The organism is Tsuneonella flava (genome assembly GCF_002870965.1).
In the GTDB taxonomy this organism is placed as follows: Bacteria; Pseudomonadota; Alphaproteobacteria; order Sphingomonadales; family Sphingomonadaceae; genus Tsuneonella; species Tsuneonella flava.
The window spans coordinates 236,034-258,894 of sequence record NZ_PHSO01000001.1 but is presented as its reverse complement, the minus strand read 5'-3'; the positions used below and the strand labels follow the sequence as shown (position 1 = coordinate 258,894).

The window sequence follows — 22,861 nt, the reverse complement described above, 5'->3', positions numbered from 1 at the left end:
CGGATAGCGGCGTGGCTTTGGCCATGCCGCTATCGCTGTTTGAGACCAACTTGAGCGAAGGACTGAACGATGCTCGCCCAGAACGAAGCGCTTCCACGCACGGCCCGGGAAATAGGTAACGCGATTACCGCAACTTCCACATATACCGAACGTGGTGCTTACGACCGGTTGTTCACGCACTTGCGCCAGACAGACCCGGTCGCTTTCGTGGAGCCCGACGGATTCGCCCCCTTCTGGGCTGTGACCAAGCATGCAGATATTCAGGAAGTCGAGCGGACGAAGGACGTCTTCATCAATGCGCCGCGGATATTGCTACGCAGCATTGCGGTTGACGAGCAGATCAAGAAAGTCACCGGCGGCCGCCCGTTCCTTATGCGCAACCTCACCAATCTCGACGGGGTGGAGCATAGCAAACTGCGGCGTCTGACGCAGTCCTGGTTCATGCCCTCGCGTTTGCAGGCTTTGGAAGCGGACCTGAGGCAGCTTGCAAAGGTCTATGTCGATCGCATGGTGGCGATGGACGGGCAATGTGACTTCATCCGCGACGTAGCGAGTTGGTATCCGCTGCGCGTAATCATGCGAATTTTGGGGGTGCCCGCCGAGGACGAACCCAAGATGCTCCAGTTGACGCAGCAGATTTTCGGACCCGACGATCCGGATATCAAGACCGAGAAGAATGCGGACATTATCGCAACCGTAAACACGTTTTTCGATTACTTCCGGGTCTTGACGGAAGATCGCCGGAAAAACCCGACTGACGACGTGGCCACTGTCATTGCTCAGGCGGAAATAGACGGTGAGCCGATCGGCGATCTGGAAGCGCTATCCTATTATATTCTGGTGGCAACTGCGGGGCATGATACCACCAGTTCAACTACGGCGGGCGGCATGTTGGCACTTGTCGAAAATCCCGACCAACTCGCGCTGCTTAAGGCGGAGCCGGAGCGGTTGCCCGCTGCTATCGAAGAAATGCTCAGATGGGTGACGCCGGTCACGCATTTCTTCCGCACAGCAACTGAGGATTATGAGCTGCGCGGCAAGCGTATACGTGCCGGCGACAGCCTGATGATGTGCTACCCGTCGGCCAATCGCGATGAAGATGTGTTCGAAGATCCGTTCCGCTTTGACATAACGCGCTCTCCTAACAAGCATATCTCGTTTGGATACGGTCCGCATGTGTGCCTGGGTCAGCACCTTGCGAAAATGGAAATTCGGATTTTCTTCGAGGAATTGTTGTCACGCGTGGATGGCTTCGAACTAGACGGCGAGCCGCAGTGGCTGGCGTCGAATTTCGTCGGCGGCCTCAAGCGTTTTCCTCTGCGTTTCAGCGTTGCAGCCTGATCCATGCATCCAAGCATCCACGCGTTGAACAATCCCGAAAAGCCAGCATTCATCATGGCTGGTTCGGGATACCGGATGAGCTTTGGGAAGCTGGAGTCGCGCGCCAATCGTGTTGCACAACTGTTACGCAGCCACGGTGTCACGCGGGGCGATACGGTTGCATTGATGCTGGAAAATGTTTCCGCTTATTTCGAGATAATGTGGGGATGTCAGCGTGCGGGTGTCTATGCCGTGCCAATTTCTGCCCGCCTCGTCGCTGACGAGGTGGCATATATTCTCACCGACTGCGGTGCGCGCATGTTGTTCCACTCCGCATCGCTCACCGATGTAGCGCAAAAAGCAGCAGAGCAGCTGGTGGACGTGGCACTGTTTGCTGTGGATGCGGATTCTGACATCGGTGAATATGCACAAGCGCGTGATGCCATGCCTGACACGCCCGTCGCAGATCGATCCCCGGGCAGTGTGATGCTCTATTCTTCCGGCACCACGGGGCGACCCAAGGGGATCAAGCTCCCATTGCCCGAAGGGCAGGTCGAAGAGCCGACGCGGATGATGACGCACGCCAATGTGCGTTATGGAATGGACGAAGAGACGATCTACCTGTCACCGGCACCGCTCTATCATGCGGCACCTCTGCGATGGGCCATGACGGTTCAGGCGCTGGGCGGGACTGTTATCGTTATGGAAAAGTTCGACGCTGAGGAAGCGCTGCGCCTTATCGAGGCGCAACGTGTTACGCACGCGCAGTTCGTACCGACCCATTTTGTGAGGATGCTCACACTGCCGGAGCATGTTCGTGAACGTTATGATCTGTCATCTCTCCGCGCGGCCATTCACGCGGCGGCACCGTGTCCGGTACAGGTGAAGGAACAGATGATGGCCTGGTGGGGGCCGATCATTCATGAGTATTATGCAGGCAGCGAGAGCAATGGCATTACTGTTGCGTCGCCGGAGGAATGGCTGACGCACAAGGGGACGGTCGGACGCGCATTTGGTTGCGAAGTGCATATTTGCGATGAACACGGAGAGGAAGTGCCACCTCGAACCGAAGGGGCGGTCTATTTCGCGAACGGCCCCTCTTTCGAATATCATAACGACCCTGAAAAGACCGTCGCGGCGCATAACGCCCGAGGCTGGACGACAATGGGCGATATCGGGTGGCTTGACGAGGAAGGCTTCCTGTATTTGACCGACCGGAAAAGCTTTATGATCATTTCCGGCGGGGTTAATGTCTATCCTCAGGAAATCGAAAATCTATTGCTGACCCACGCCGGAGTGGCAGATGCGGCGGTTTTTGGCGCACCAGACCCCGATTTGGGAGAGAAGGTTGTTGCAGTTATTCAGCCAAGCGATCGCGGTGCCGCCAACCAGGGGTTTGCCGAGGAGTTGCATACCTATCTTCGGAGTAATCTCAGTCGCGTAAAGTCCCCCAAACGCATCGACTTCATGTACGAACTTCCTCGCCTGCCGACCGGTAAGCTGATGAAGCGCTTATTGCAGGATGCCTATCGTGGGGAGAATGCCGATCTCATGCGTGAGATCGTTCCTGGCAAGTAGGCTTCCGCGACTCTAGGCTCAGGACCCATTTGGACGTCCCGCAGGAATTTGACCAAAATGGCCCATTGCGGCATCAGAAGGCTTTGAAATATTAACATATTCCAGCGCCCTTTACCCTTGCGTTGAGCCACTTTGCTTCAAACCTCAACGGTGCCAGTAATAGATCCTGAGCTAGCCGTAGTGATTGGCGCGGAAGGTATAGGGTGGGCTGCCGGCCCATTCCTTGAATGCTCGCGTGAAGGCGCTTGCTTGTGAAAATCCGATCCTGGCTGCAATATCTTCGATGCTGAGCGATGTGGATCGCAGGAGCAGCATGGCAGCTTCGCGCCTGACATCGACTTTCAATTGGCGAAACGTGGTGTTTTCCTCAGCTAAGCGGCGTCGGAGAGTTTGTGGATGAATTGCAAAACGTGCCGCAACTTCCTCGAAAGCGGGTACTTCGGCGAGGTTGCTTCCGATCACTGCTTTCAAGCGCGATGACCAGCCTACCGGCGCATAGCGTGCCGTGAACAGCTCCAGATACCCAGTCCGCAGAAAACGATTGAGATCCGATTTGTTCTGCTGAATTCCACGCTGAAGAAAACGGCGATCAAATGTCAAACTGGTGACGGGCGCATCAAACTGCAAAAGTGTTGTGAGGAAATATTCCCTGAGCCGATGATGGTACGTCGGGGCGGGAAGGGAGTATGATAATGTATTTAAAGGGATATATTCGGATATGAGCCAGTTTATCAGCCTGTGAATAGGAAATATCAGCGCCTCCAGCGCGTAGAATTCCGGTTTATAGTCTGGCTTCGAAGCTGGCATGTAGAATGACAGGCTGACGCTCTCTCCGTCCAGAGTGAGGCGGGGATGGATGCCATTTTCGAACAAAGAGAAGAATTTGCAGAAGCGCCGCAGGGCATCGCCCAAGTTATCGCAATGAATGATAGAATGGCACATTATATACCAGGTGCCAGGTGGTACGCGCGAAGGGCCGTGTCCTTGCATTTCGTCGCGCATGACCATGATAGCCGTCAACATCACACGAGAGAATTGCTGGGGCGTGAAAGTTGAGGCGTCGTCTTTTAATAATTCCGGATCAATCCCCGCTATCTGCAAAATGCGATTGGGATCTACGTCAAAGTCTGGTGCACGGCTGATAGCATATCGTGGATAATCAACCGGCACTCGCAATAGTGGATCAGGCTGAGGATCAAATCGATCGTCGTGATCGCCTATTGCGTAATCTGGTGTGGTAAGATCATTCATTTATGTCATACATTATTTTGATAATATGCAATTCCTGAAAGCGAGGTAATTATTTATCGTATTCATTTGGAGTTTCGAGTGAATTCCTCCAGATCAATACGCCTTTCAGCGCCCCGCTTATGTGCAAGCTGCCGTGCTTAGCGATAGTCTGACACAGTATCTACAGAGCCGAGTGTAACTTCAAGTCAGATTTTTGCGTTTGGCAGTCATTGCCGGTCGGCGGTGAATATGGTGCTAGATGTTGTATAGTGCGCCGACGGCAAATGCGCCGCTGCGCTTGGGAGAGGCCAGGGCCAACGTGCGCCCTATCTGCAGGAACTCTGTAAATGACCGGTGCGAAAATTATCGAGGCGGCAGTTGTGCCTGGGCCAGGGAAGCCTTTCGAGATGCACAAGCTGCAATTGGAGGAGCCGCGCAACGACGAAGTCTTGGTGCGAATTGCGGGAGTAGGCCTCTGTCATACCGATATCGTCGCTCAACATGGCGTATTCGGCCACACCGGACCTGCGGTATTCGGCCACGAAGGCTCCGGCATTGTCGAAGCGGTCGGAGATGGGATTTCAGAGTTCAGGGCAGGGGATCGTGTTGCGATCAGCTTTCGATCCTGTGGTGTGTGCGCGCAGTGTGAAGATGGCTATCCTTCGTACTGCCAGCTTATGCCGCAGCTTAATTTTGCAGGGTGTCGCCCGGATGGGTCTATGGCGCTGCGGAGCGGAGACTGCGATGTGCACTCCAATTTCTTCGGCCAGTCATCGTTTGCAACCCACGCCCTCACTTACGCCAGGAATCTGGTCAAGGTTCCCGATGACTTGCCGCTGGAACTGATGGGGCCCTTGGGGTGCGGTGTGCAGACTGGCGCCGGGGCTGTCATGCGTTCGATGGCGTGTACGGCAGGTTCAAGCCTGGTGATCGCCGGTGGTGGCGCTGTCGGGCTAAGCGCGGTGATGGGGGCGGCAATCCGGAAATGCGCGCAAATCGTCGTCATCGAACCACATGCTGAGCGCCGCCAGCTTGCTCTGGAATTCGGCGCGACTCATGTCATTAATCCAATCCAAGAGACTGACTTGGCGTCCTGTATAAGAGATATCTTGCCGACGGGCGCAAATTTCGCGTTCGACACAACGGGGCGGACCGATACGCTTGTTGCTCTGATTGCGTCGCTTGCGCCGCGCGGCCTCCTTGGGATGGTCGGGGTGGCCAAATCAGGGACCACGCTGCCGGCAGAGGTGAATAAGATGACCGCGTCCGGACATCGCGTGATGGGTATCATCGAGGGAGATAGCGATCCTTCGGTTTTCATTCCCGAATTGATGGCTCACCATCGCGCGGGGAGGCTACCGTTCGATCGTATGATCAAGACGTATCCGCTATCGAAAATCGAAGACGCAATACGCGATCAGCATGAAGGTCGCTGTATCAAGGCTGTTCTTATACCGGGCGCGTGAGTTTCAGGCTGAAACTGCGGATGTTCTCACAGTGCGGGCTGGAGTGGTATCGATTGCTCGCGGATAAAGCGTCGACACTTGTGTTGGCGGGCAGCGGTTTTTCTGCGGAGCTGCGATGACGGGTGATATTTGCGAACCTCCTCGGCTGGTAGACTCTCTGTCGAGAACTGTAACTGTCAGGTGCGACCGTACCGTGGTCTGCAAAATCCCATTATCAAAGTTTGCAATTAATCGTTTAAATGGTATTTGCACCGCACTCCTGATTGCCGTTGAGAGGTTGAACAGAATGGCAATCGGATATCTCGAGCTTGAGAGGGAGGGGCGGCCGTCCAGTGCTTATGGCGTCACGCAGTCTCGCCATTGCGGGGGTATGCGGTCGATGCGGAGTGGGCAAAGCATTGCACAGGATTGCAGGACGCGGCCGCTTGCGAGGCGCGCCGCTGATGCAGCAGATCGAATCTGTGCATTTCTTCGTAAGAGCAAAGGTGGGTTAAAGGGGAATTGATCGATTATGGCTGGCTACAGTTTCGACCTTTCAAACCGTGTGGTGATGATTACGGGTGCATCGTCAGGAATCGGCAAGCATTTGGCGCGGCGCTGCGGGGAAAGCGGGGCAAAGGTCGCACTCGCGGCCAGACGAACGGCCATGCTGGACGATGTGAAAGCGGAGATCGAGGCCGCCGGCGGCGAAGCGCTGGCAGTGGCGATGGATGTTACCGATGAAGCTTCGACCATAGCAGCGTTCGATGCAGTAGAAGCGGTGTTTGGCTCCGTCGATAGCGTCGTCGCCAACGCTGGAGTGGCGATTGGCGGCAGCGCTCTGGGCATGCCAATGGAGCAATTCGACCAGGTTGTTGCCGTCAATCTGCGCGGCGTGTTCTTAACCGCACGAGAAGCGGCTCGGCGAATGATCAAAGCTGGTTCTGCAGAGCGGCATCACGGCCGGATCGTGTTGATGTCCTCGATCACTGCCAGTTTTATTGACGGCGGTCAGGTCTCTTACAGTTCGACGAAAGCTGGCGTGGTTCAGATGGGGCGCACCATGGCTCACGATTGGGCAAACAAAGGCATCAACGTCAATATCGTATGCCCCGGCTATATTCGCACGGAACTCAACGAAGAGTATCTTGACGATAAAAAGGGGCAATCGCTGATCGATGGTTTTGTACGCAAGCGGATCATGGATATTGACGTGCTTGATCCCGCCATTCTGTATCTGTGTTCCGACGCGAGTGCACAGGTAACTGGTTCGATTTTCACGATCGACGATGGTCAATCGTTGTAGGGACGATCGACGTTTCCGGTGCACGTAAAGACAGGCAAGCGAGGTCGCAGACGTCGTTACCAACTTTGAACGATGACGACGGTGCCCTGATGCAACAAGCTTGACATTTGGCCAACGCCTCGCGAGGCGCATTGTACTCAATTGGCCAATTAGATCTGGGGGCGCTTTCTACATGGCTTCGAAAGTCGGAAATAGTGTGTCTGCGGCAAAAGAGCCGAAGCTCTCGTCTCGTGAAATTCTGCTGAAGGCGGCAGGCGAGCTTATGACGGAACGCAGCACTGTCGATATTTCTCTTAGCGATATCGCGCGCCATTCTGGTTTGAATTCAGCAATGGTCAAATATTATTTCGGCGATAAGCAAGGTATGATGCTAGCTCTTGCCGAAGATGTGATTGGGCGTAGCCTTATTCGCATGAATGAACTTGTAGTGATGGATGTCAGTGCGACAGAAAAGCTAAAGCTCCATATTCAGGCGATCATCACCATATATTTCCGGTATCCCTTTATAAACCAGTTGATCCATCATCTGTCCACGGATCCCGAAACAAGCAAGGTCGTCGCGGAGAAAATCTCTAAGCCTCTTGTAGAGGCACAGCGCGTCCTTCTTGAACAGGGGGCCAAAGCGGGCGAATTCAAGCCGGTTGATCCCATGATGTTTTACTTCATCATACTGGGGGCATGTGACCATCTGTTCTTTGGCCGGCACATCATGAAGCTCGCATTTGGTGTGGACGCTATCGATGATGCAGTCCGGCGGGAGTATACAAGAACCTTACTCGATATGGTCTTTGGTGGCATCCTGAAAACCTAAACATGCTTCAAGTTCAGTGGGTCGCTTCTTGCTGATCTGAGTATTACTTCCGGCATTCTGCCTTATGGGCTGGCTCGCAATTGTGCTGTTATCAAATCGCTCAACCGGCTGATTTTTATCCATTATAATTTGGGCATTCCGCAACCGATGATGACGGCGAATTAGCGTAATGGAAACGCGATTCCCTCTGCTTGAGTGATCTCAGGGCCTCCATAACGGGGCATGGGGATTAGAGGGATGTCATTTACCGTCAAATTATCTCGCGCAAATGATCGTATGAGTACAGAATTCAACTAATCGAACGATTAGTATTGCCGCGGCGTGCGGGCAGGGATAGTGCCAGCGCGAACGGACAGGGATTGGATGAAAATGACTCGCGGACCGGAGCATATTCCCGTCATCGTCGCTATCGGTGAAAAGATCGATCGTCCCGCTGCCCCTGATGACGCATTGGAGCCAGTCGCGCTGATGGAAGAGGCGCTTCGGTCTGCCGAGGTGGATGGCAGAGGCGGATGGTTGCAGAAGATCGAATCGATCGACCTCATCGGCCTGATAAGCTGGCGCTATGAAGATCCGGTTGGGCTGTTATGCGAAAGGCTGGGCATTGCGCCGACCCGCCAGGTCAACGCCAGCATGGGCGGCGAAACTCCAGTCAGGTTGATCCACGAGGCGGCGGTACGCATCGCGCGGGGCGAACTGCAGACTGCCGCAATCGTTGGCGGGGAGGCGAGCCATGCGCGCAATCAGGCCAGAAAGACCAAGACACAATTAAACTGGACGCCTCTGGCATCCCCTGAAAATACCGTGAAATTCCCCTCATCGCGCTACCCCGCCAGTCCGGTGGCGAAAAAGCTGCGGGTGCTCGATCCTGCACAAATTTATCCGTTCTACGAGATGGCGACGCAGCATGCGTGGGGCATCGTGCCTGCGGAGGCGCAACGTCTTTCGGCGGAGCTATGGGCGGACTATGCCCGCGTTGCCGCCGATAACCCCTCTGCCTGGATTCGCAGTGCACCCGACGCGGAGGCTATCGCTGATGTCGGGGCTGATAACAGGTTGATAAACTGGCCCTATCCGAAATTGATGGTGGCGAATCCGGGTGTGAACCAGTCCGCCGCGATCATCGTCACCAGCCTGGCTGCAGCGCGCGAGGCGGGCGTGCCCGAGGAACAGCTCATTCATATTTGGGGTGGAGCTGCGGCTGAGGAGCCGGGCGATTATCTGCTGCGCGATCGCTATGACCACAGCACGGCGCAGGCTGCCGCATTGGAAGGGGCGCTCGACCTCGTCGGTGGGGACGTCGACCGGTTCGACGCGATGGAGCTCTACAGTTGCTTCCCGGTTGTGCCCAAGATGGCGATGCACACTCTTGGGCTGAAGCAAGGCGACAAGGTTCCAACGGTAACGGGCGGGCTGACGTTTTTCGGCGGGCCGCTCAATAATTATATGAGCCATGCGGTGTGCGCGATGGTGCGGCGGCTGCGGACGCATTCCGGGCAGGTCGGGCTGCTTTACGGGCAGGGCGGTTACGTGAACAAGCATCACGCGCTGGTCATCAGCGCCATGCCCCCTGAAGAGCCGCTGGCGCTCGACTATTCGGTGCAGGAGAAGGCGGAAGCGGCGCGCGCGGCGGTTCCCGAACTGGTCGAAGACTATGTCGGCCCGGCAACCATCGAAACCTACACGATCACCTATGGGCGTGACGGAAATCCGATAGAAGGTATGGTCATTCTGCGTACGCCTGAGGGCAAGCGCACGATGGCGCGTGTCCGCGCGGACGATGCGGAAACTATCGCCCTTCTTCAGACGACCGACTGCTCGATCATCGGAACCGAGGGGCATGCGCGCGTCGATGCGTTCGGCAAGCCGTCATGGTCGATCGGCGACACGGCGGCGCGGGAATATCGCTATTGCGCGGTAGAGCGCGATGGTCCGCTCACTATCGTCACGATCAACCGCCCGGAGGCGATGAACGCGTTGACGCCGGAGGCCAATGCCGAACTGGCCGAAATCTTCGATGGCTTTGCTGCCGACCCGGAACAATGGGTGGCCATCCTGACTGGCGCGGGCGACAAGGCGTTCTCGGCCGGAAACGACCTCAAGGCGACCTCCATCGCAATGGCCCGAGGCGCGCCGCTTGAATCGCCGGTAAAGGGCTTTGCAGGCCTCACCGCGCGCTATGATCTCGACAAGCCCGTGATTGCCGCAGTGAACGGCGTGGCTATGGGTGGAGGGTTCGAAATTGCTCTCGCCTGCGATCTGATCATCGCATCCGAAAACGCCGTTTTCGCCTTACCCGAGCCAAAAGTCGGCTTAGCCGCGCTTGAAGGAGGGCTGTTGCGCCTCCCGCGTCAGATCGGGCTCAAGCAGGCGATGGGTATGATACTCACCGGTCGCCACGTTCCCGCACACGAAGGGCAGGTGCTGGGCTTCGTCAACGAAGTGGTGCCCGCTGCGGACCTGATGGCGAGCGCGCGGCGGTGGGCGGACCTTATCCTTGAATGCAGCCCGATGTCGATCCGCGCTTCCAAGGACGTGGTGCAGCGCGGACTTGCCGTTGCCTCGTTGGAGGATGCTCTTGGAGAGCAGAAACGTTCGCCGGCCGTGGCGGCATTGTTCAGGTCGTCAGACGTGCGCGAGGGGCCGCTGGCCTTCGCGCAGAAGCGCAAGCCCCAATGGAAGGGGCGTTGAGCCGTATGGTGGATGAGATTCGACCCAGGATTCTTACCAAGATTCTGGCCTGGCTGCTGGGATTATCGCGGTGACGCTGACGGCCATCAGCTCATGTCCAGATCAGTCTGCGCCGAAAAACAGAGGTTTGTGCATCTTCGAAGAGACTAAATTTAGGATCAGCATATGACTCATGGCCTGGACTATCCACTCTCCGGCATTTCCGTCGTGGATCTGGTGAGAGGGCCTATGGCGTCCATCACACGCTATCTCGCGGAATTGGGAGCGAGAGTTGACCGGATCGATGAACCCGGAAGTGCGATGGACGCAGTGGAGGCGCTTGTCGCTAACGTGGGCAAGCAACATCACCGGATCGATCTCATGTCCGCCGCGGCCCAGACGCTGATCGACAACGCGCATATCATCGTGGCCGACAGCGATCAGCCGATTGATCTGGCGGCTCTCCAGCGCGAACGGCCTGAGCTGGTGACGATGACGGTCAGCGATTTTGGCTGTAACACGGCGATGACGAACTGGAAGGGTAGTGGGCCGGTCCTGCATGCGCTTTCCGGGGAATTGTCGCGGTCGGGAATTCGCGGGCGAGAGCCTTTGCTGCCGCCCGGAGATCTTGCCTATCAGTGCGCTGCCTCTCAGGCGGCATATACTCTGGTTACCGGCCTGTACCGGGCGTTGAAGACCGGCGTTGGCGATCATTTTGATTTCTCCGCGCTGGATGGCGCGGTGCAGGCGCTCGACCCCGGTTACGGCGTGAACGGCAGCGCGACGATGGGAAAGCCTGCCAATCTGCTGGCCCGCGCACGACCGGCGGCAGGGTTCCAGTACCCCGTCCTGAAATGCGCCGACGGCCATGTGCGCCTGTGCCTGCTGGCCAAGCGGCAATGGCGCGGGATGTTCCGCTGGATGGGCGAACCTGCGGCGTTTGCATCGCCGGAATTCGACAAGATGATCGTGCGGTACAAGTCGCCCGAGTTGCTGCCTGCCATCGGCGCCTTTTTCGCGGACATGACCCGCGAAGAGATCGAGGCGGGAGGGCAGAAGTTTGGCGTCCCCGTATCCGCGATACTGACCTTCGAAGAGAGCATCGACACCGATCACGTGCGCGACCGGAACGCCATTACGTCGCTTGGCACCCCCGATGGCCGTGTTGCGAAAGTGCCGAATGGAATGCTGTGCATCGACGGTTTACGCACTGGATTGGGCGCGGAGGGAGAGGCGCAGGCTTTCAGGCCCCCAGAGCGTTCAAGCGATAGCGGCCAGCCGTTCGAGGGCCTGAAAGTCCTCGATCTGGGCGTGATCGTCGTCGGAGCGGAGCAGGGGCGACTGCTCGGCGATCAGGGAGCCGATGTCCTCAAGGTGGAATCGCGCGCCTATCCTGACGGTAACCGCCAGTCCTACCTCAAATATGGCATGTCGGTCAGTTTCGCGGCCGGACACCGCAACAAACGCAGCCTGGGCATCAATTTGCGCGATCCGGAGGGGCGGAAGTTGTTTCTGGAACTGGCTGCTCAGGCCGATGTCATTCTTTCCAATTTCAAGCCCGGCACCATGGAAAGCCTTGGCCTCGATTACGAGACGGTCAGTGCCATCAACCCGCGGATCGTCATGGTCGACAGCTCCGCATTCGGCGCAACGGGGCCGTGGAGCGGGCGCATGGGCTATGGTCCGCTCGTTCGCGCGGCTACCGGGCTGGCATTGGCCTGGCGCTATCCCGACGATCCCGAGGGCTTTTGCGACAGCGTTACCATCTATCCGGACCATGTTGCCGGGCGTGTCGGGGCGATGGGGGCGGTGGCTCTGCTGATCCGCCGCCTGCGGACGGGGCGCGGGGGCACTGCGAGCGTAGCGCAGTCTGAAGTGATGCTGAGTCACTTCGCCGCCGACGTCGCGCGCGTGTCGCTTGGTCTGCCTACGGGTACTCCATCCGATCATCCCTATGGGGTCTATCCTGCCGCCGGTGATGACGAATGGTGCGTCGTGGTCGTGGACGGGGACCAGAGCTGGCGCGGTTTTTGCGAGGCTATCGGCTTTTCCGCTGGAGAGGGCCTGACGACACCCGCCGCACGCCTTGCTGCGCGCGAAGGAATCGACGCGGCGCTGACTGCCTGGCTAGCCAGCCGGACACCCCTGGAGGCCGCGACCGCATTGCAGACGCACGGGGTCGCTGCGGCGCCGATGCTCCGGCTCGCAGACCTGCCTGACTTTGCCTATTACCGCGACCGCAATTTCTATCGCACCGAGAGCCACCCTTATCTGCCCGAGGACTTCCTCGTCGAACGGCGCCACGTCACTGGACGAGCCACGGTCGATGCGGAGACACGGCCCGCTCCCCTGGCGGGCGAGCACAGCAGCGAAGTGATCGCCGAATGGCTCGGGCTTCCTGCCGAAACGATCTCCCGGTTGGAAGAAACAGGCGTCATCGAGGGGGTTGATCCCCGCGAATGGAAGGCGATCGAGGACACCATTGCCCCGTCTGAGCAGGGTCGCGCTTGACAGAGTTAATCGAACGATTAATTAAAGTGCAAACCAACCGAGTGGGATTCATATGACCGAAGCGCTTATCATCGATGCAGTTCGCACGCCCCGAGGGATCGGTAAGGTGGGCAAGGGCTCTCTCGCCCATCTCCACCCCCAGCATCTCGCCGCGACTGTCCTCCGAGCCATTGCCGAGCGTAACGATCTGGATACTGCCGACGTAGGCGACATTATCTGGTCGACCTCCTCGCAGAGGGGCAAGCAGGGCGGCGATCTGGGGCGGATGGCCGCACTGGACGCGGGTTACGATGTCGCGGCCAGCGGCGTCACTCTCGACCGTTTCTGCGGCGGCGGCATTTCGGCCGTCAGCCTGGCGGCGGCTCAGGTGATGAGCGGCATGGAGGATCTGGTCGTCGCCGGTGGCACCGAAATGATGAGCTATGCCAATGCGCTCACGGCAGATGAGGTGGCTGCGGGTCTGGGGGCACCGCTGATGGGATCGCAGAACGACCATCTCGATGTCCTGCACCCGCAATCTCATCAGGGCGTGTGCGGCGATGCAATCGCGTCGATGGAAGGGATCAGCCGCGAAGCGCTCGACGCGCTTGGCCTTGAAAGTCAGCGTAAGGCGGCTGTCGCGATTGCCGAAGGGCGTTTCGACAAGTCACTCGTTCCGGTGAAGGACGACGATGGCAATGTCGTGCTGGCGAAGGATGAATATCCCCGCCCGGAAACTACGGCGGAAGGGCTCGCGCAATTGAAGCCCGCCTTCGTGGCGCTGGCGGATTATCCCTATGACGAGAAGGGTTCGACCTTCCGCAAGCAGATCAACCGCCGTTATCCCGATCTGGAAATCGAGCATGTCCATCATGCCGGTAACAGCTCCGGCGTGGTCGATGGTGCGGCAGCGGTCCTGATTGCCTCGCCCGCATATGCCAAAGAGTACGGGCTCAAGGCGCGGGCGCGGATCGTGGCGGCGGTCAACATGGGTGACGATCCCACGCTGATGCTCAACGCGCCGGTGCCCGCCGCGAAGAAGGTTCTGGCGAAGGCAGGCCTCGCGATTGACGAAATCGATCTGTGGGAGATCAACGAAGCCTTTGCGGTGGTGGTCGAGAAATTCGTTCGCGACCTCAATCTCGATCGGTCGAAAGTGAACGTCAATGGCGGCTCGATTGCCCTTGGCCATCCGATTGGAGCAACCGGAGCCATTCTGATCGGAACGGTGGTCGACGAGCTGGAGCGAACGGGGGGGCGTTATGGACTCGTCACCATGTGCGCTGCCGGAGGAATGGCGCCAGCTATCATCGTTGAGCGGATCGACGGCTAGACGATTTTCCGGGGAGGGGCATTGCGATGGAACTGAACGACGATATTGCCGCGGCTGTTACGGGCGGCGCATCGGGCCTGGGTGAAGCAACGGCGCGCGCGCTTGCTACGAAAGGCGCCAAAGTTGCGATCTTCGACCTCAACGAGGAGAAGGGCGAGGCGGTCGCGCACTCCATCGGGGGCATTTTCTGCAAGGTCGACGTCACTGACGATGCCAGCGTCGAGGCCGGTTTCGCCAAAGCTCGCGAGGCGCACGGGCAGGAGCGGATTATGGTCTGCTGTGCCGGCACCGGCAGCGCGATCAAGACCGCCAGTCGCTCGCGGGAGGACGGCTCGATCCGGCATTTCCCGGTCGCGGAATTCGACAGGCTGATCAAGATAAACCTGGTGGGCACGTTCCGCTGTGTTGCGAAGTCGGCGGCTGGTATGCTGACGCTGGACCCATTGACGAGCGACAATGATCGCGGCGTGATCATCATGACTGCATCCGTGGCCGCTGAAGACGGCCAGATCGGACAGGCCGCCTACTCCGCATCCAAGGGCGGCGTCACCAGTCTCACCTTGCCTGTCGCGCGCGACCTGATGGGCGAGGGCATTCGGGTCAACACGATCCTGCCGGGCATCTTCATGACACCATTGATGCTGGGGGCGGGGCAAAAGGTGATCGATTCATTGTCGGCGAGTGTGCCGTTCCCAAAGCGTCTCGGCGATCCTTCCGAATATGCCGCGCTCGCGCTCTCGATGATCGAGAACGGCTATTTCAATGGCGAGGATGTCCGTCTGGACGGTGGCATTCGGATGGCGCCCCGCTAAGCATGACGGGGATATTCGACAGTCCATCTCGCTGGGTCGACGACGAGATCCAGATGTTCGATGACAGCGTGTCGCGCTTTCTCGCCGACAAGGTTACGCCCGCCCGGTTGCAGCGTTGGCGGGACGACGGGATCGTTGAGCGCAGCGCCTGGGACGAGGTGGGGCAGGCGGGACTGCTCGGCCTGTCGATCGATCCGGAATTCGGCGGGGCGGGCGGCGACCTGCGCCATGAAGCGACCTTGATCCGGCACCTCGGTCTGGCCGGAGCAGAGGGCTGGGGCATCCCCCTGCATAACGCCATCTGCGGCCACTATATTCAGCACTACGGCACTCCGGAACAGCAGCAGCGCTGGTTGCCGGGGATCGTGTCGGGCCAGTATATCACCGCCATCGCCATGACCGAACCAGGGGCAGGCTCCGATCTTCAGGGTATTCGCACGACGGCCAGCGCCAGCGGCAATGGCTATGCCATCAACGGCCAGAAGACCTTCATCACCAACGGGCAGAGCGCCAACCTGATCATCGTGGTGGCCAAGACCAACCCGCAGGAAGGCAGCCGGGGAATTTCGCTGCTGGTGGTCGAGACCGAGGATGCAGCCGGCTTCGCGAGGGGCCGCAATCTCGACAAGGTCGGGCTGGAGATGGGCGACACCTCCGAACTCTATTTCGAGGATGTCTTCGTGCCAGCCGAAAATCTGCTCGGCGGAGTCGAGGGGCAGGGCATGTATCAGCTGATGAAGGAGCTGCCGAAAGAGCGGCTCATCATCGCGATCGAATGCCTGGCGATCATCGAACGGGCGCTGAACGACACGCTCGCCTACGTGCGCGAGCGCAAGGCGTTCGGCAAACGGGTGCTGGATTTCCAGAACACCCAATTCACTCTCGCCGAATGCAAGACCGAAGCTGTCATCGCTCGCCTCTTCGTCGACGATTGTATCGGGAAATATCTGGCGGGGGAACTGGACGCCGCGACCGCCAGCATGGCGAAATACTGGGTTTCCGAACGAGCGCAGGCCATTGTTGATCGCTGCCAGCAGTTCTTTGGTGGCTATGGCTACATGTCCGAATATCCGATTGCCCAGATGTACAAGGATGTGCGCGTCAAGCGCATCTACGGCGGCACGACCGAGGTCATGAAGCTGCTGATCGCACGCACACTGGAGGATTGAAGAAATGGCGCTTCAGAGCAGGAAGAGTGGCGCATGACCTATGAAACTATTCGCTATGACGTCGAAGAAGGGATCGCCACCGTCACGCTGGACAGGCCGGACAGGCTGAATGCCTTCACGAATGGGATGATGGAGGAATTGATCGATGCGCTGAATCGCATCGATGCCGATGACAATGTGCGCGTGGCTATCTTTACCGGCGCCGGGCGAGCCTTTTGTGCGGGCGCGGACTTGTCAGACGGGCCGGAGACTTTCGTCCCGAAAGACGATCTTGTGAATGCCGATGGCTCGCTGAATTACAGCTCCGATGCCGCGCGCGATAGCGGCGGGCGAGTGGCGCTGCGGATATTCCGGTGCCTTAAGCCGATCATTGCGGCGATCAATGGTCCGGCTGTGGGGATTGGGGCCACAATGACCTTGCCGATGGACATTCGTCTGGCGAGCGGCAGCGCCAGAATTGGCTTCGTCTTCGCCCGGCGCGGCATCGTCAGTGAGGCAGCTTCGGCCTGGTTCCTTCCGCGTGTCGTAGGTGTCTCGCAGGCGCTCGAATGGTGCACAACGGGCCGGGTGTTCGACGCGAATGAGGCCAGGGCGGCGGGGCTCGTTCGATCGCTCCACGCGCCTGACGACCTCCTGACCGCGGCGCGGGCGCTGGCTCGCGAGATCGCGGACAACACTGCGCCCGTTTCAGTGGCGTTGATGCGCCAGATGATCTGGCGTGGTCTGGGCATGAGCAACCCTATGGAAGCGCACAGAATCGACAGCCGCGGTATCCTCTCGCGCGGCCAGAGCCGGGATGTTGCAGAAGGCCTCAGTGCCTTTCTGGAGAAGCGGCCCGCGCGCTTTGTCGACAAAGTTTCAACCGACATGCCGGACTATTTCCCCTGGTGGGACGAGCCGGCCTACAAGTAAGGAACGATTGAGTATGGACATGTTTTGCGCCGGTGCGTTCAAGGGTCGCACAGTTTTCGTGGCCGGGGGATCTTCCGGGATCAATCTGGGCATCGCTCATCGCTTCGGTGAAATGGGGGCCAATGTCGCGCTGATAAGCCGTAGCGAAGAGCGGGTCGCAGCGGCGGCCGAGGAGGTGAAGGCAACTGGCGCGGACTGTATTGGCCTGGCAGCGGACGTTCGCGACTTCGATGCCGTTTCACGTGCCTTTGCACAGACATCGGAGCGGTGGGGTCCGATCGATGTCGTGATATCTGGGGCGGCAGGCAATTTCCTGTCTCCGGCGGTGGGGCTGTCTGCAAACGCCTTTCGCACTGTGGTGGAGATTGATCTGCTGGGCACGTTCAACGTTATGCGCGCTTCGTTCGACCATCTGCGTAAACCGGGCGCCAGCCTTATTTCCATTACCGCAGGACAGGCCAAGCGACCGATCATGTTTCAGGCGCATGCCAGCGCTGCGAAGGCAGGGATCAACAATCTCACGGAAACTCTGGCAATGGAGTGGGGGCCTGCGGGCATTCGCGTCAATGCCATTTCACCCGGCCCGATCGGCGATACCGAAGGCATGGCCCGGCTCGCGCCAACCGATGAAGCGACCAACGCCATCAAGCGGCGCCTGCCGTTGCGCGATTATGGTGCGAAGCGGGACATTGCCGACGCCGCGCTGTTCCTGTCGAGCGACAATGCCCGCTACATCACCGGGGTCGTTCTGGAAGTCGATGGAGGGCTGTTGCTGGGCGACTCGTCCGCCGATGCTCTGACCGTGCCTCAAAGACGTTCATAAACAGAGATGAATTGGTGGTAATGGACGCAAATACCCGTTTCGACATCGCTGCGCTCGAACGATGGATGGATGCGAACGTAACTGGTTTTCGCGGTCCGCTGGACGTCGAGAAGTTTAGCGGCGGACAGTCCAATCCGACCTTCAAGCTGACGGCTGCCAGCGGGCAATATGTAATGCGGCGCAAGCCGGCAGGGGAATTGCTGAAAGGCGCCCATGCCGTCGATCGCGAGGCGCGGGTGATGAAGGCTCTGGCGCAGCAGGGCTTTCCCGTCCCTCACATATATGGACTCTGCACCGACGATTCTGTCATCGGATCGTGGTTCTATGTCATGGACATGGTCGAAGGTCGCATTTTCTGGGACGGGGATCTCCCAGCTGTTCCAGCCGAAGAGCGTAGCGCGTATTACGATGCGATGGGCGCCACCTTGGCGCAGCTGCATAGTTTCGAGCCCACTGCATCAGGGCTGGCGGATTTCGGACGTCCGGGGCGCTATTTGCAGCGCCAGATCGAGCGTTGGTCTCGCCAGTATCAGGAGGACGAAATGGCGGGTCGTTCGCCCGATATGGATTTCCTTGTCGAGTGGCTTCCCAATCATGCACCGCAGCTTGAAGAGACGTGTGTCGTCCACGGAGATTATCGCGTGGACAATGTGATTTTTCATCCCACCGAACCGCGCGTGATCGCTGTGTTGGACTGGGAACTTTCAACTCTGGGTCATCCGATTGTCGACTTCACCTATCATCTTATGGCTTATCGCGTTCCCTCTTCCATCAGGTGGGGCTTAGCTGGCCGCGATCTGCCCGCGCTCGGAATCCCTGGCGAAGAAGACTATATCGCGGCCTATTGCCGCCGCACTGACCGTGCCGACATCGCTGACCTGAATGTCTACATCGCTTTCAACCTGTTCCGGTTCGCCGCGATTGTCCACGGCATAAAGGGGCGCATGTTGCGCGGCACTGCCTCGTCCGCTGAGGCGGCTGACCTGGTAAGACACATGGATGATTTTGCCGCAATCGCACGGCACACCGCAGAACAAGGCTGACAGACGGTGGAACCCGATAAAGCCTGCGGGGGTGTTATGAACTGCACCACTGCTTCTAAAATTCGTAAGATATTCATGCACCAAAGGAGAGATCTGTGACCGATCGGGCGTCATCAATTGCCGCTGACGTGGAAGCTTTCGTGCGGACCGTCGTCATCCCATACGAGAAGGATGCGCGCGCGCGAAGCGGCCACGGGCCGTCCGATGAGCTGGTTGCGGAAATGCGTGAAAAGGCGAAGCTCGCAGGCGTTTTGACGCCGCACATATTGGCGGATGGGAGCCACCTGAGCCAACGCGAGACAGCGACCGTGCTTATTGCTTCCGGGCTTAGTCCGCTCGGGCCACTGGCCGTCAACACCATGGCCCCGGACGAGGGCAATATGTATCTGCTGGGCCATGTGGCTACCGACGAGCAGAAGGCGCGTTTCCTCACGCCATTGATCCAGGGCGGCGCGCGTTCGGCATTTCTGATGACGGAGCCAGCGGCGGAAGGCGGGGCCGGTTCGGACCCGTCGATGATGATGACCACGTGTCGCCTGGACGGCAATCACTGGATCATCAATGGCCGCAAGCGCTTCATCACCGGCTATCAGGGGGCGGCGGTGGGGATCGTAATGGCAAAGTCCGACGATGGCGCATGCATGTTCCTCGTCGACCTTCCGGCCCCTGCAATCACTGTCGAAACTATACTCGACACGATCGACAGTTCGATGCCAGGCGGCCATGCCGCGTTGCGGATCGACAATCTGCGCGTACCGGCCGATCAGATGCTGGGGCAGAGTGGCGAAGGCTTCAAATATGCCCAAATCCGGCTCAGTCCTGCCCGGTTATCACACTGCATGCGCTGGTTGGGCGGCTGCCGTCGCGCGCACGAGATTGCGACCGCTTATGCCTGCCAGCGAGAGGCGTTCGGCAAGCTGCTGATCGACCATGAAGGCGTCGGGTTCATGCTGGCCGAGAATATGATTCTGTTGCAGCAATGCGAACTGATGATCGATTGGTGCGCCGGAGTGCTCGACAGCGGTTCGCTCGGAACGGCCGAAAGTTCGATGACCAAGGTGTCGGTGAGCGAAGCACTGATGAAGATCGCCGATAATTGCGTTCAGGTTATGGGGGGCGACGGTGTCACCGGCGATACCATTGTCGAACAGCTGTTCAGGGAAATTCGTGCATTTCGCATCTACGATGGCCCGACCGAAGTGCACAAATGGAGCCTCGCGAAGAAAATAAAGCGCGACTATCTGAAGGGATAGCTCCGAAAAGGTCGAGGTAATCTGCAAGCCGGATGTCGCATCCAGGTCAAGCCTGGCTGCCTGACTGTTTGTCTGCCTGGGGCATTAGCCGACGAGTCGCCGCTTGCAGCGCAGATGGGCCTTGAAATGCCATTGCGTTACGGCATTGCCTCCGCTTCGCCAGACATATTACGGGCCATTTTCAAGGCCAAAAATTGATATAAAATATGTAATATCAAAAACTAAGGTATATGGTCTTGCCGTGGCCCCCGGCGCTTGCGAGCAGAGGGTGCGACTGCTGCAGTATGCTTCCTCATGTATATTTCTTGTCAGGCATCGTCATTGTTGGCGGAGTGCTGCGGGGGTAATTTCTCCTCGATAACAACGCCGATCAGGCGTGTGCGGTTGCAGCTTGCACCGCTGGAGAGGAGAAGTGGCGGTTGCGAGTGACGGGCAACGTGTCGCTGTCTTTCTTCCAGTCGGTAAGCAGACCTTTATGGAGGATGTTTGGACGATGGAACTTACTACGCCGGCCCCCGCGAACGTATGGGATGATGCTATCCGTACAGCGCGTGCACGCTTTACGCATATCGATCCGGAGCGGTTGGCGGCTTTCATCAGTGCTCAGTCCGATGTTCACGGTCCGGTGTCGATCGAAGACTTCGATACCCTGACCGACGGTTCGGGCATGAGCAATGGCATTGCCTTCTTCACCGCGGTGATCGACCGGGGAGAGGGCCCGCAACGTGAATCGCTGGTGCTGCGCTATGCACCTGGCGTGTCGTTGCTGCAGCAGAAGAGCTTCGAAGACGAGTTTCTCACGATGCAGGCGGTCCATGCTGCAGGGCTTACCGTGCCGGCGGTGATGTGGCTGGATGCCGATGGTGAGGGCATTGGCGCTCCGGGTTTTGTCATGGAGCGCGTGGTGGGCGAGATACCCGCTTCGGCGATGTATTCGCGCGGGCCGTTCGCTAAGCTCTCGAACGAAGACCGCCATCGCATGATGCTCGAACCGGCGGGCTTCCACGGACGGTTGCGTAAGGCAGCGATCGGCGCAGACCGGGTGCCTCATCTGCTCAAGCGCGGCGAAGGCGCGACCCCGCTGGAGCGCGAGCTGAGCTGGTGGCTCAAAGAGGCGCAGCTTATTACGGAGCCGGACGATCCGCGTTTCCTGCGCGTGAAGTCGGTGCATGACTGGCTTCTGGCCAACCAGCCGCCAGTGCGTGAAGCCACTCTGATCCACGGCGATGCCCAGCATTGCAACACCATCTTCCGCAACGGTGTTCCGGCCGGTGTCCTCGACTGGGAGCTTGCCCATCTCGGCTATGCCGAAACTGACATCGTGATGATGGTTCTGACCACCGAAATCCTGAAGCTGACCGACATCGTCGTCGACGATACGCCGACGGAAGAGGAATATATCGCGCGCTACGAAGCCGAAAGCGGCGAGAAAGTAGAGCACTGGGCCTATTTCAAGCTCTGCATGGCCTACCGCTATCTGGTCGGCCAGATTTTCGCGGCCAATGCGCTTCCTAACCCCGAAGAGATGTGGGCGATCGTCGATAAGATCGTCACCGAAAATCTTGCGGAAGCGAAGGCCGCTTCTGCTTCCAGCCAGCAAGCCTGATCGAGGATTGACCATGACATACGATGAAACCTGGGACCGGCCGCATCAGCCTGGTGAGGAATTGGGCTGGCAGGAAAGCGATTGCTACTGGTTCTATGATGCCAATACCGGCGTCGGCGGTTATCAGCGGATCGGCCAGAAGCCGAATGCCGGGACCGGGCAGGTCACCCTGTTCGTGTTCGACAAGAACGGAGAGCGTTACACCGTCAACGACGCTTTCGAGCGCGATCGCCCGATCGGCGCGAAGGATCGCTGGGAAGATGGCCATCAGGTCGAATCCCATCGCGCCGATGCGCTGGGCGATGGCAGGATGCGCTTCCGCTGGGACGAGCCCGGCAGCAGCGCGGATATCGAGTTCTACGAGAGCTTCCACACCCCGCGCGGCTGGTCGAAATCGAGCCACGAAGCCAAGTTCATGGAAGCGATGAACCCAGGTGGGCACCTCGAAGTGTCGGGCCGTATCAAGGGGCAGATCCGGATTGGCGACCGGGACTATACGATCGATGCGCTGGCGCATCGTGACAGATCCTGGGGCTTCCGCGACTTTGCCCATTTCGACTACCGCCGCTTCCGGATGTTTTCCGGCACGGTGGGCCCGGAACTGAGCTTTGCCACCTTCGTGTGCGACACCGCCAATGGCCGCACCGTCTCCGGGTTCGTCGTGCGTGACGGCGTGGATGAGGATATCGCCGACCTGCGCGTGCTCGTCACCATCGATGCAGATGGATTGACGTCGATGGGCGGTACGGCGGTCATTACTCTGCAGTCGGGTGAAAAACTCACGCTGCCCTATCGCCCGGTTCAGGCCTACCTGACGAGGTTTCCGGCCAACAATGGCTTCCTCGTCGATACGATTTCCGAAGTCGATTACGCTGGGAAGACCGGTTTCTGCGATTCCATTCACAACAACAATCCGGCTCGCGGAACGCACATGCCCGACCAGTCGGACACCGACATCGTGGCCGTTGACCTCGGGCTGTCGCCTTCGGCCAGCTACGCCATTTAACCCCGCGTATTACAATTGTCGCTCGCAAGAACGCGAAGTCGAGGAGAGAGAACC

At 58.6% G+C, this 22,861-nt stretch carries 17 protein-coding genes; 16 read left to right on the top strand and 1 reads right to left on the bottom strand.

Features of this window, described 5'->3' with window-relative positions:
* Window positions 1-69: 69 nt before the first annotated feature.
* Window positions 70-1,341, top strand: a complete 1,272-nt coding sequence (locus CV013_RS01185) for a cytochrome P450 (protein WP_102153436.1) — start codon at window positions 70-72, stop codon at window positions 1,339-1,341.
* A 3-nt stretch (window positions 1,342-1,344) separates the two neighbouring features.
* Window positions 1,345-2,898 carry an acyl-CoA synthetase gene (locus CV013_RS01180; RefSeq protein ID WP_102153435.1) on the top strand — a complete coding sequence of 518 codons (1,554 nt, stop codon included), beginning with the start codon at window positions 1,345-1,347 and terminating at the stop codon, window positions 2,896-2,898.
* A gap of 171 nt (window positions 2,899-3,069) precedes the next feature.
* Here the strand turns inward: CV013_RS01180 and CV013_RS01175 are convergent, their stop codons facing one another.
* Window positions 3,070-4,149, bottom strand: coding sequence for an AraC family transcriptional regulator (locus CV013_RS01175; RefSeq protein ID WP_102153434.1), 1,080 nt, complete (start codon window positions 4,147-4,149; stop codon window positions 3,070-3,072).
* Window positions 4,150-4,475: 326 nt separating this feature from the next.
* Here CV013_RS01175 and CV013_RS01170 point away from each other — a divergent pair, with 326 nt between their 5' ends.
* The 14 genes from CV013_RS01170 (at window position 4,476) to CV013_RS01105 (ending at window position 22,807) form a co-directional block, all read left to right on the top strand.
* Entirely contained in the window at window positions 4,476-5,594 is a 1,119-nt protein-coding gene (locus CV013_RS01170; protein WP_102153433.1) for an NAD(P)-dependent alcohol dehydrogenase, read from the top strand.
* A 511-nt stretch (window positions 5,595-6,105) separates the two neighbouring features.
* Window positions 6,106-6,879 carry an SDR family NAD(P)-dependent oxidoreductase gene (locus CV013_RS01165; RefSeq protein ID WP_102153432.1) on the top strand — a complete coding sequence of 258 codons (774 nt, stop codon included), beginning with the start codon at window positions 6,106-6,108 and terminating at the stop codon, window positions 6,877-6,879.
* 172 nt (window positions 6,880-7,051) lie between these two features.
* The gene (locus CV013_RS01160; RefSeq protein WP_102153431.1) at window positions 7,052-7,690 is read left to right on the top strand and encodes a TetR family transcriptional regulator; all 639 of its coding nucleotides are present in this window, start codon (window positions 7,052-7,054) and stop codon (window positions 7,688-7,690) included.
* 369 nt (window positions 7,691-8,059) lie between these two features.
* Complete coding sequence (locus CV013_RS01155) at window positions 8,060-10,381, top strand: enoyl-CoA hydratase-related protein (RefSeq protein WP_102153557.1); 2,322 nt, start codon at window positions 8,060-8,062, stop codon at window positions 10,379-10,381.
* 165 nt (window positions 10,382-10,546) lie between these two features.
* On the top strand, window positions 10,547-12,871 hold the full coding sequence (locus CV013_RS01150) for a CaiB/BaiF CoA-transferase family protein (RefSeq protein WP_102153430.1): 2,325 nt from the start codon (window positions 10,547-10,549) through the stop codon (window positions 12,869-12,871).
* Window positions 12,872-12,923: 52 nt separating this feature from the next.
* A complete protein-coding gene (locus tag CV013_RS01145) occupies window positions 12,924-14,183 on the top strand; it encodes an acetyl-CoA C-acetyltransferase (RefSeq protein ID WP_102153429.1) in 1,260 nt (419 codons plus the stop codon).
* Window positions 14,184-14,209: 26 nt separating this feature from the next.
* Complete coding sequence (locus tag CV013_RS01140) at window positions 14,210-14,995, top strand: SDR family NAD(P)-dependent oxidoreductase (protein ID WP_102153428.1); 786 nt, start codon at window positions 14,210-14,212, stop codon at window positions 14,993-14,995.
* A gap of 53 nt (window positions 14,996-15,048) precedes the next feature.
* Window positions 15,049-16,164, top strand: a complete 1,116-nt coding sequence (locus tag CV013_RS01135) for an acyl-CoA dehydrogenase family protein (protein WP_321196987.1) — start codon at window positions 15,049-15,051, stop codon at window positions 16,162-16,164.
* A gap of 33 nt (window positions 16,165-16,197) precedes the next feature.
* Window positions 16,198-17,076, top strand: coding sequence for a crotonase/enoyl-CoA hydratase family protein (locus CV013_RS01130; protein WP_102153426.1), 879 nt, complete (start codon window positions 16,198-16,200; stop codon window positions 17,074-17,076).
* 13 nt (window positions 17,077-17,089) lie between these two features.
* Window positions 17,090-17,899, top strand: coding sequence for an SDR family oxidoreductase (locus CV013_RS01125; RefSeq protein WP_102153425.1), 810 nt, complete (start codon window positions 17,090-17,092; stop codon window positions 17,897-17,899).
* A 20-nt stretch (window positions 17,900-17,919) separates the two neighbouring features.
* Entirely contained in the window at window positions 17,920-18,942 is a 1,023-nt protein-coding gene (locus CV013_RS01120; protein WP_102153424.1) for a phosphotransferase family protein, read from the top strand.
* A 95-nt stretch (window positions 18,943-19,037) separates the two neighbouring features.
* Entirely contained in the window at window positions 19,038-20,195 is a 1,158-nt protein-coding gene (locus CV013_RS01115) for an acyl-CoA dehydrogenase family protein (RefSeq protein ID WP_102153423.1), read from the top strand.
* Window positions 20,196-20,688: 493 nt separating this feature from the next.
* Entirely contained in the window at window positions 20,689-21,801 is a 1,113-nt protein-coding gene (locus CV013_RS01110) for a phosphotransferase family protein (protein ID WP_157935717.1), read from the top strand.
* A 13-nt stretch (window positions 21,802-21,814) separates the two neighbouring features.
* Window positions 21,815-22,807, top strand: a complete 993-nt coding sequence (locus CV013_RS01105; RefSeq protein WP_102153421.1) for a DUF7064 domain-containing protein — start codon at window positions 21,815-21,817, stop codon at window positions 22,805-22,807.
* The last annotated feature ends 54 nt before the right edge of the window (window positions 22,808-22,861 follow it).

Coding starts and splice junctions, on each gene's coding strand:
- CV013_RS01185 (WP_102153436.1), top strand. CDS start 70: ATGCTCGCCCAGAACGAAGCGCTTCCACGCACGGCCCGGGAAATAGGT.
- CV013_RS01180 (WP_102153435.1), top strand. CDS start 1,345: ATGCATCCAAGCATCCACGCGTTGAACAATCCCGAAAAGCCAGCATTC.
- CV013_RS01175 (WP_102153434.1), bottom strand. CDS start 4,149: ATGAATGATCTTACCACACCAGATTACGCAATAGGCGATCACGACGAT.
- CV013_RS01170 (WP_102153433.1), top strand. CDS start 4,476: ATGACCGGTGCGAAAATTATCGAGGCGGCAGTTGTGCCTGGGCCAGGG.
- CV013_RS01165 (WP_102153432.1), top strand. CDS start 6,106: ATGGCTGGCTACAGTTTCGACCTTTCAAACCGTGTGGTGATGATTACG.
- CV013_RS01160 (WP_102153431.1), top strand. CDS start 7,052: ATGGCTTCGAAAGTCGGAAATAGTGTGTCTGCGGCAAAAGAGCCGAAG.
- CV013_RS01155 (WP_102153557.1), top strand. CDS start 8,060: ATGACTCGCGGACCGGAGCATATTCCCGTCATCGTCGCTATCGGTGAA.
- CV013_RS01150 (WP_102153430.1), top strand. CDS start 10,547: ATGACTCATGGCCTGGACTATCCACTCTCCGGCATTTCCGTCGTGGAT.
- CV013_RS01145 (WP_102153429.1), top strand. CDS start 12,924: ATGACCGAAGCGCTTATCATCGATGCAGTTCGCACGCCCCGAGGGATC.
- CV013_RS01140 (WP_102153428.1), top strand. CDS start 14,210: ATGGAACTGAACGACGATATTGCCGCGGCTGTTACGGGCGGCGCATCG.
- CV013_RS01135 (WP_321196987.1), top strand. CDS start 15,049: ATGTTCGATGACAGCGTGTCGCGCTTTCTCGCCGACAAGGTTACGCCC.
- CV013_RS01130 (WP_102153426.1), top strand. CDS start 16,198: ATGACCTATGAAACTATTCGCTATGACGTCGAAGAAGGGATCGCCACC.
- CV013_RS01125 (WP_102153425.1), top strand. CDS start 17,090: ATGGACATGTTTTGCGCCGGTGCGTTCAAGGGTCGCACAGTTTTCGTG.
- CV013_RS01120 (WP_102153424.1), top strand. CDS start 17,920: ATGGACGCAAATACCCGTTTCGACATCGCTGCGCTCGAACGATGGATG.
- CV013_RS01110 (WP_157935717.1), top strand. CDS start 20,689: ATGGAACTTACTACGCCGGCCCCCGCGAACGTATGGGATGATGCTATC.
- CV013_RS01105 (WP_102153421.1), top strand. CDS start 21,815: ATGACATACGATGAAACCTGGGACCGGCCGCATCAGCCTGGTGAGGAA.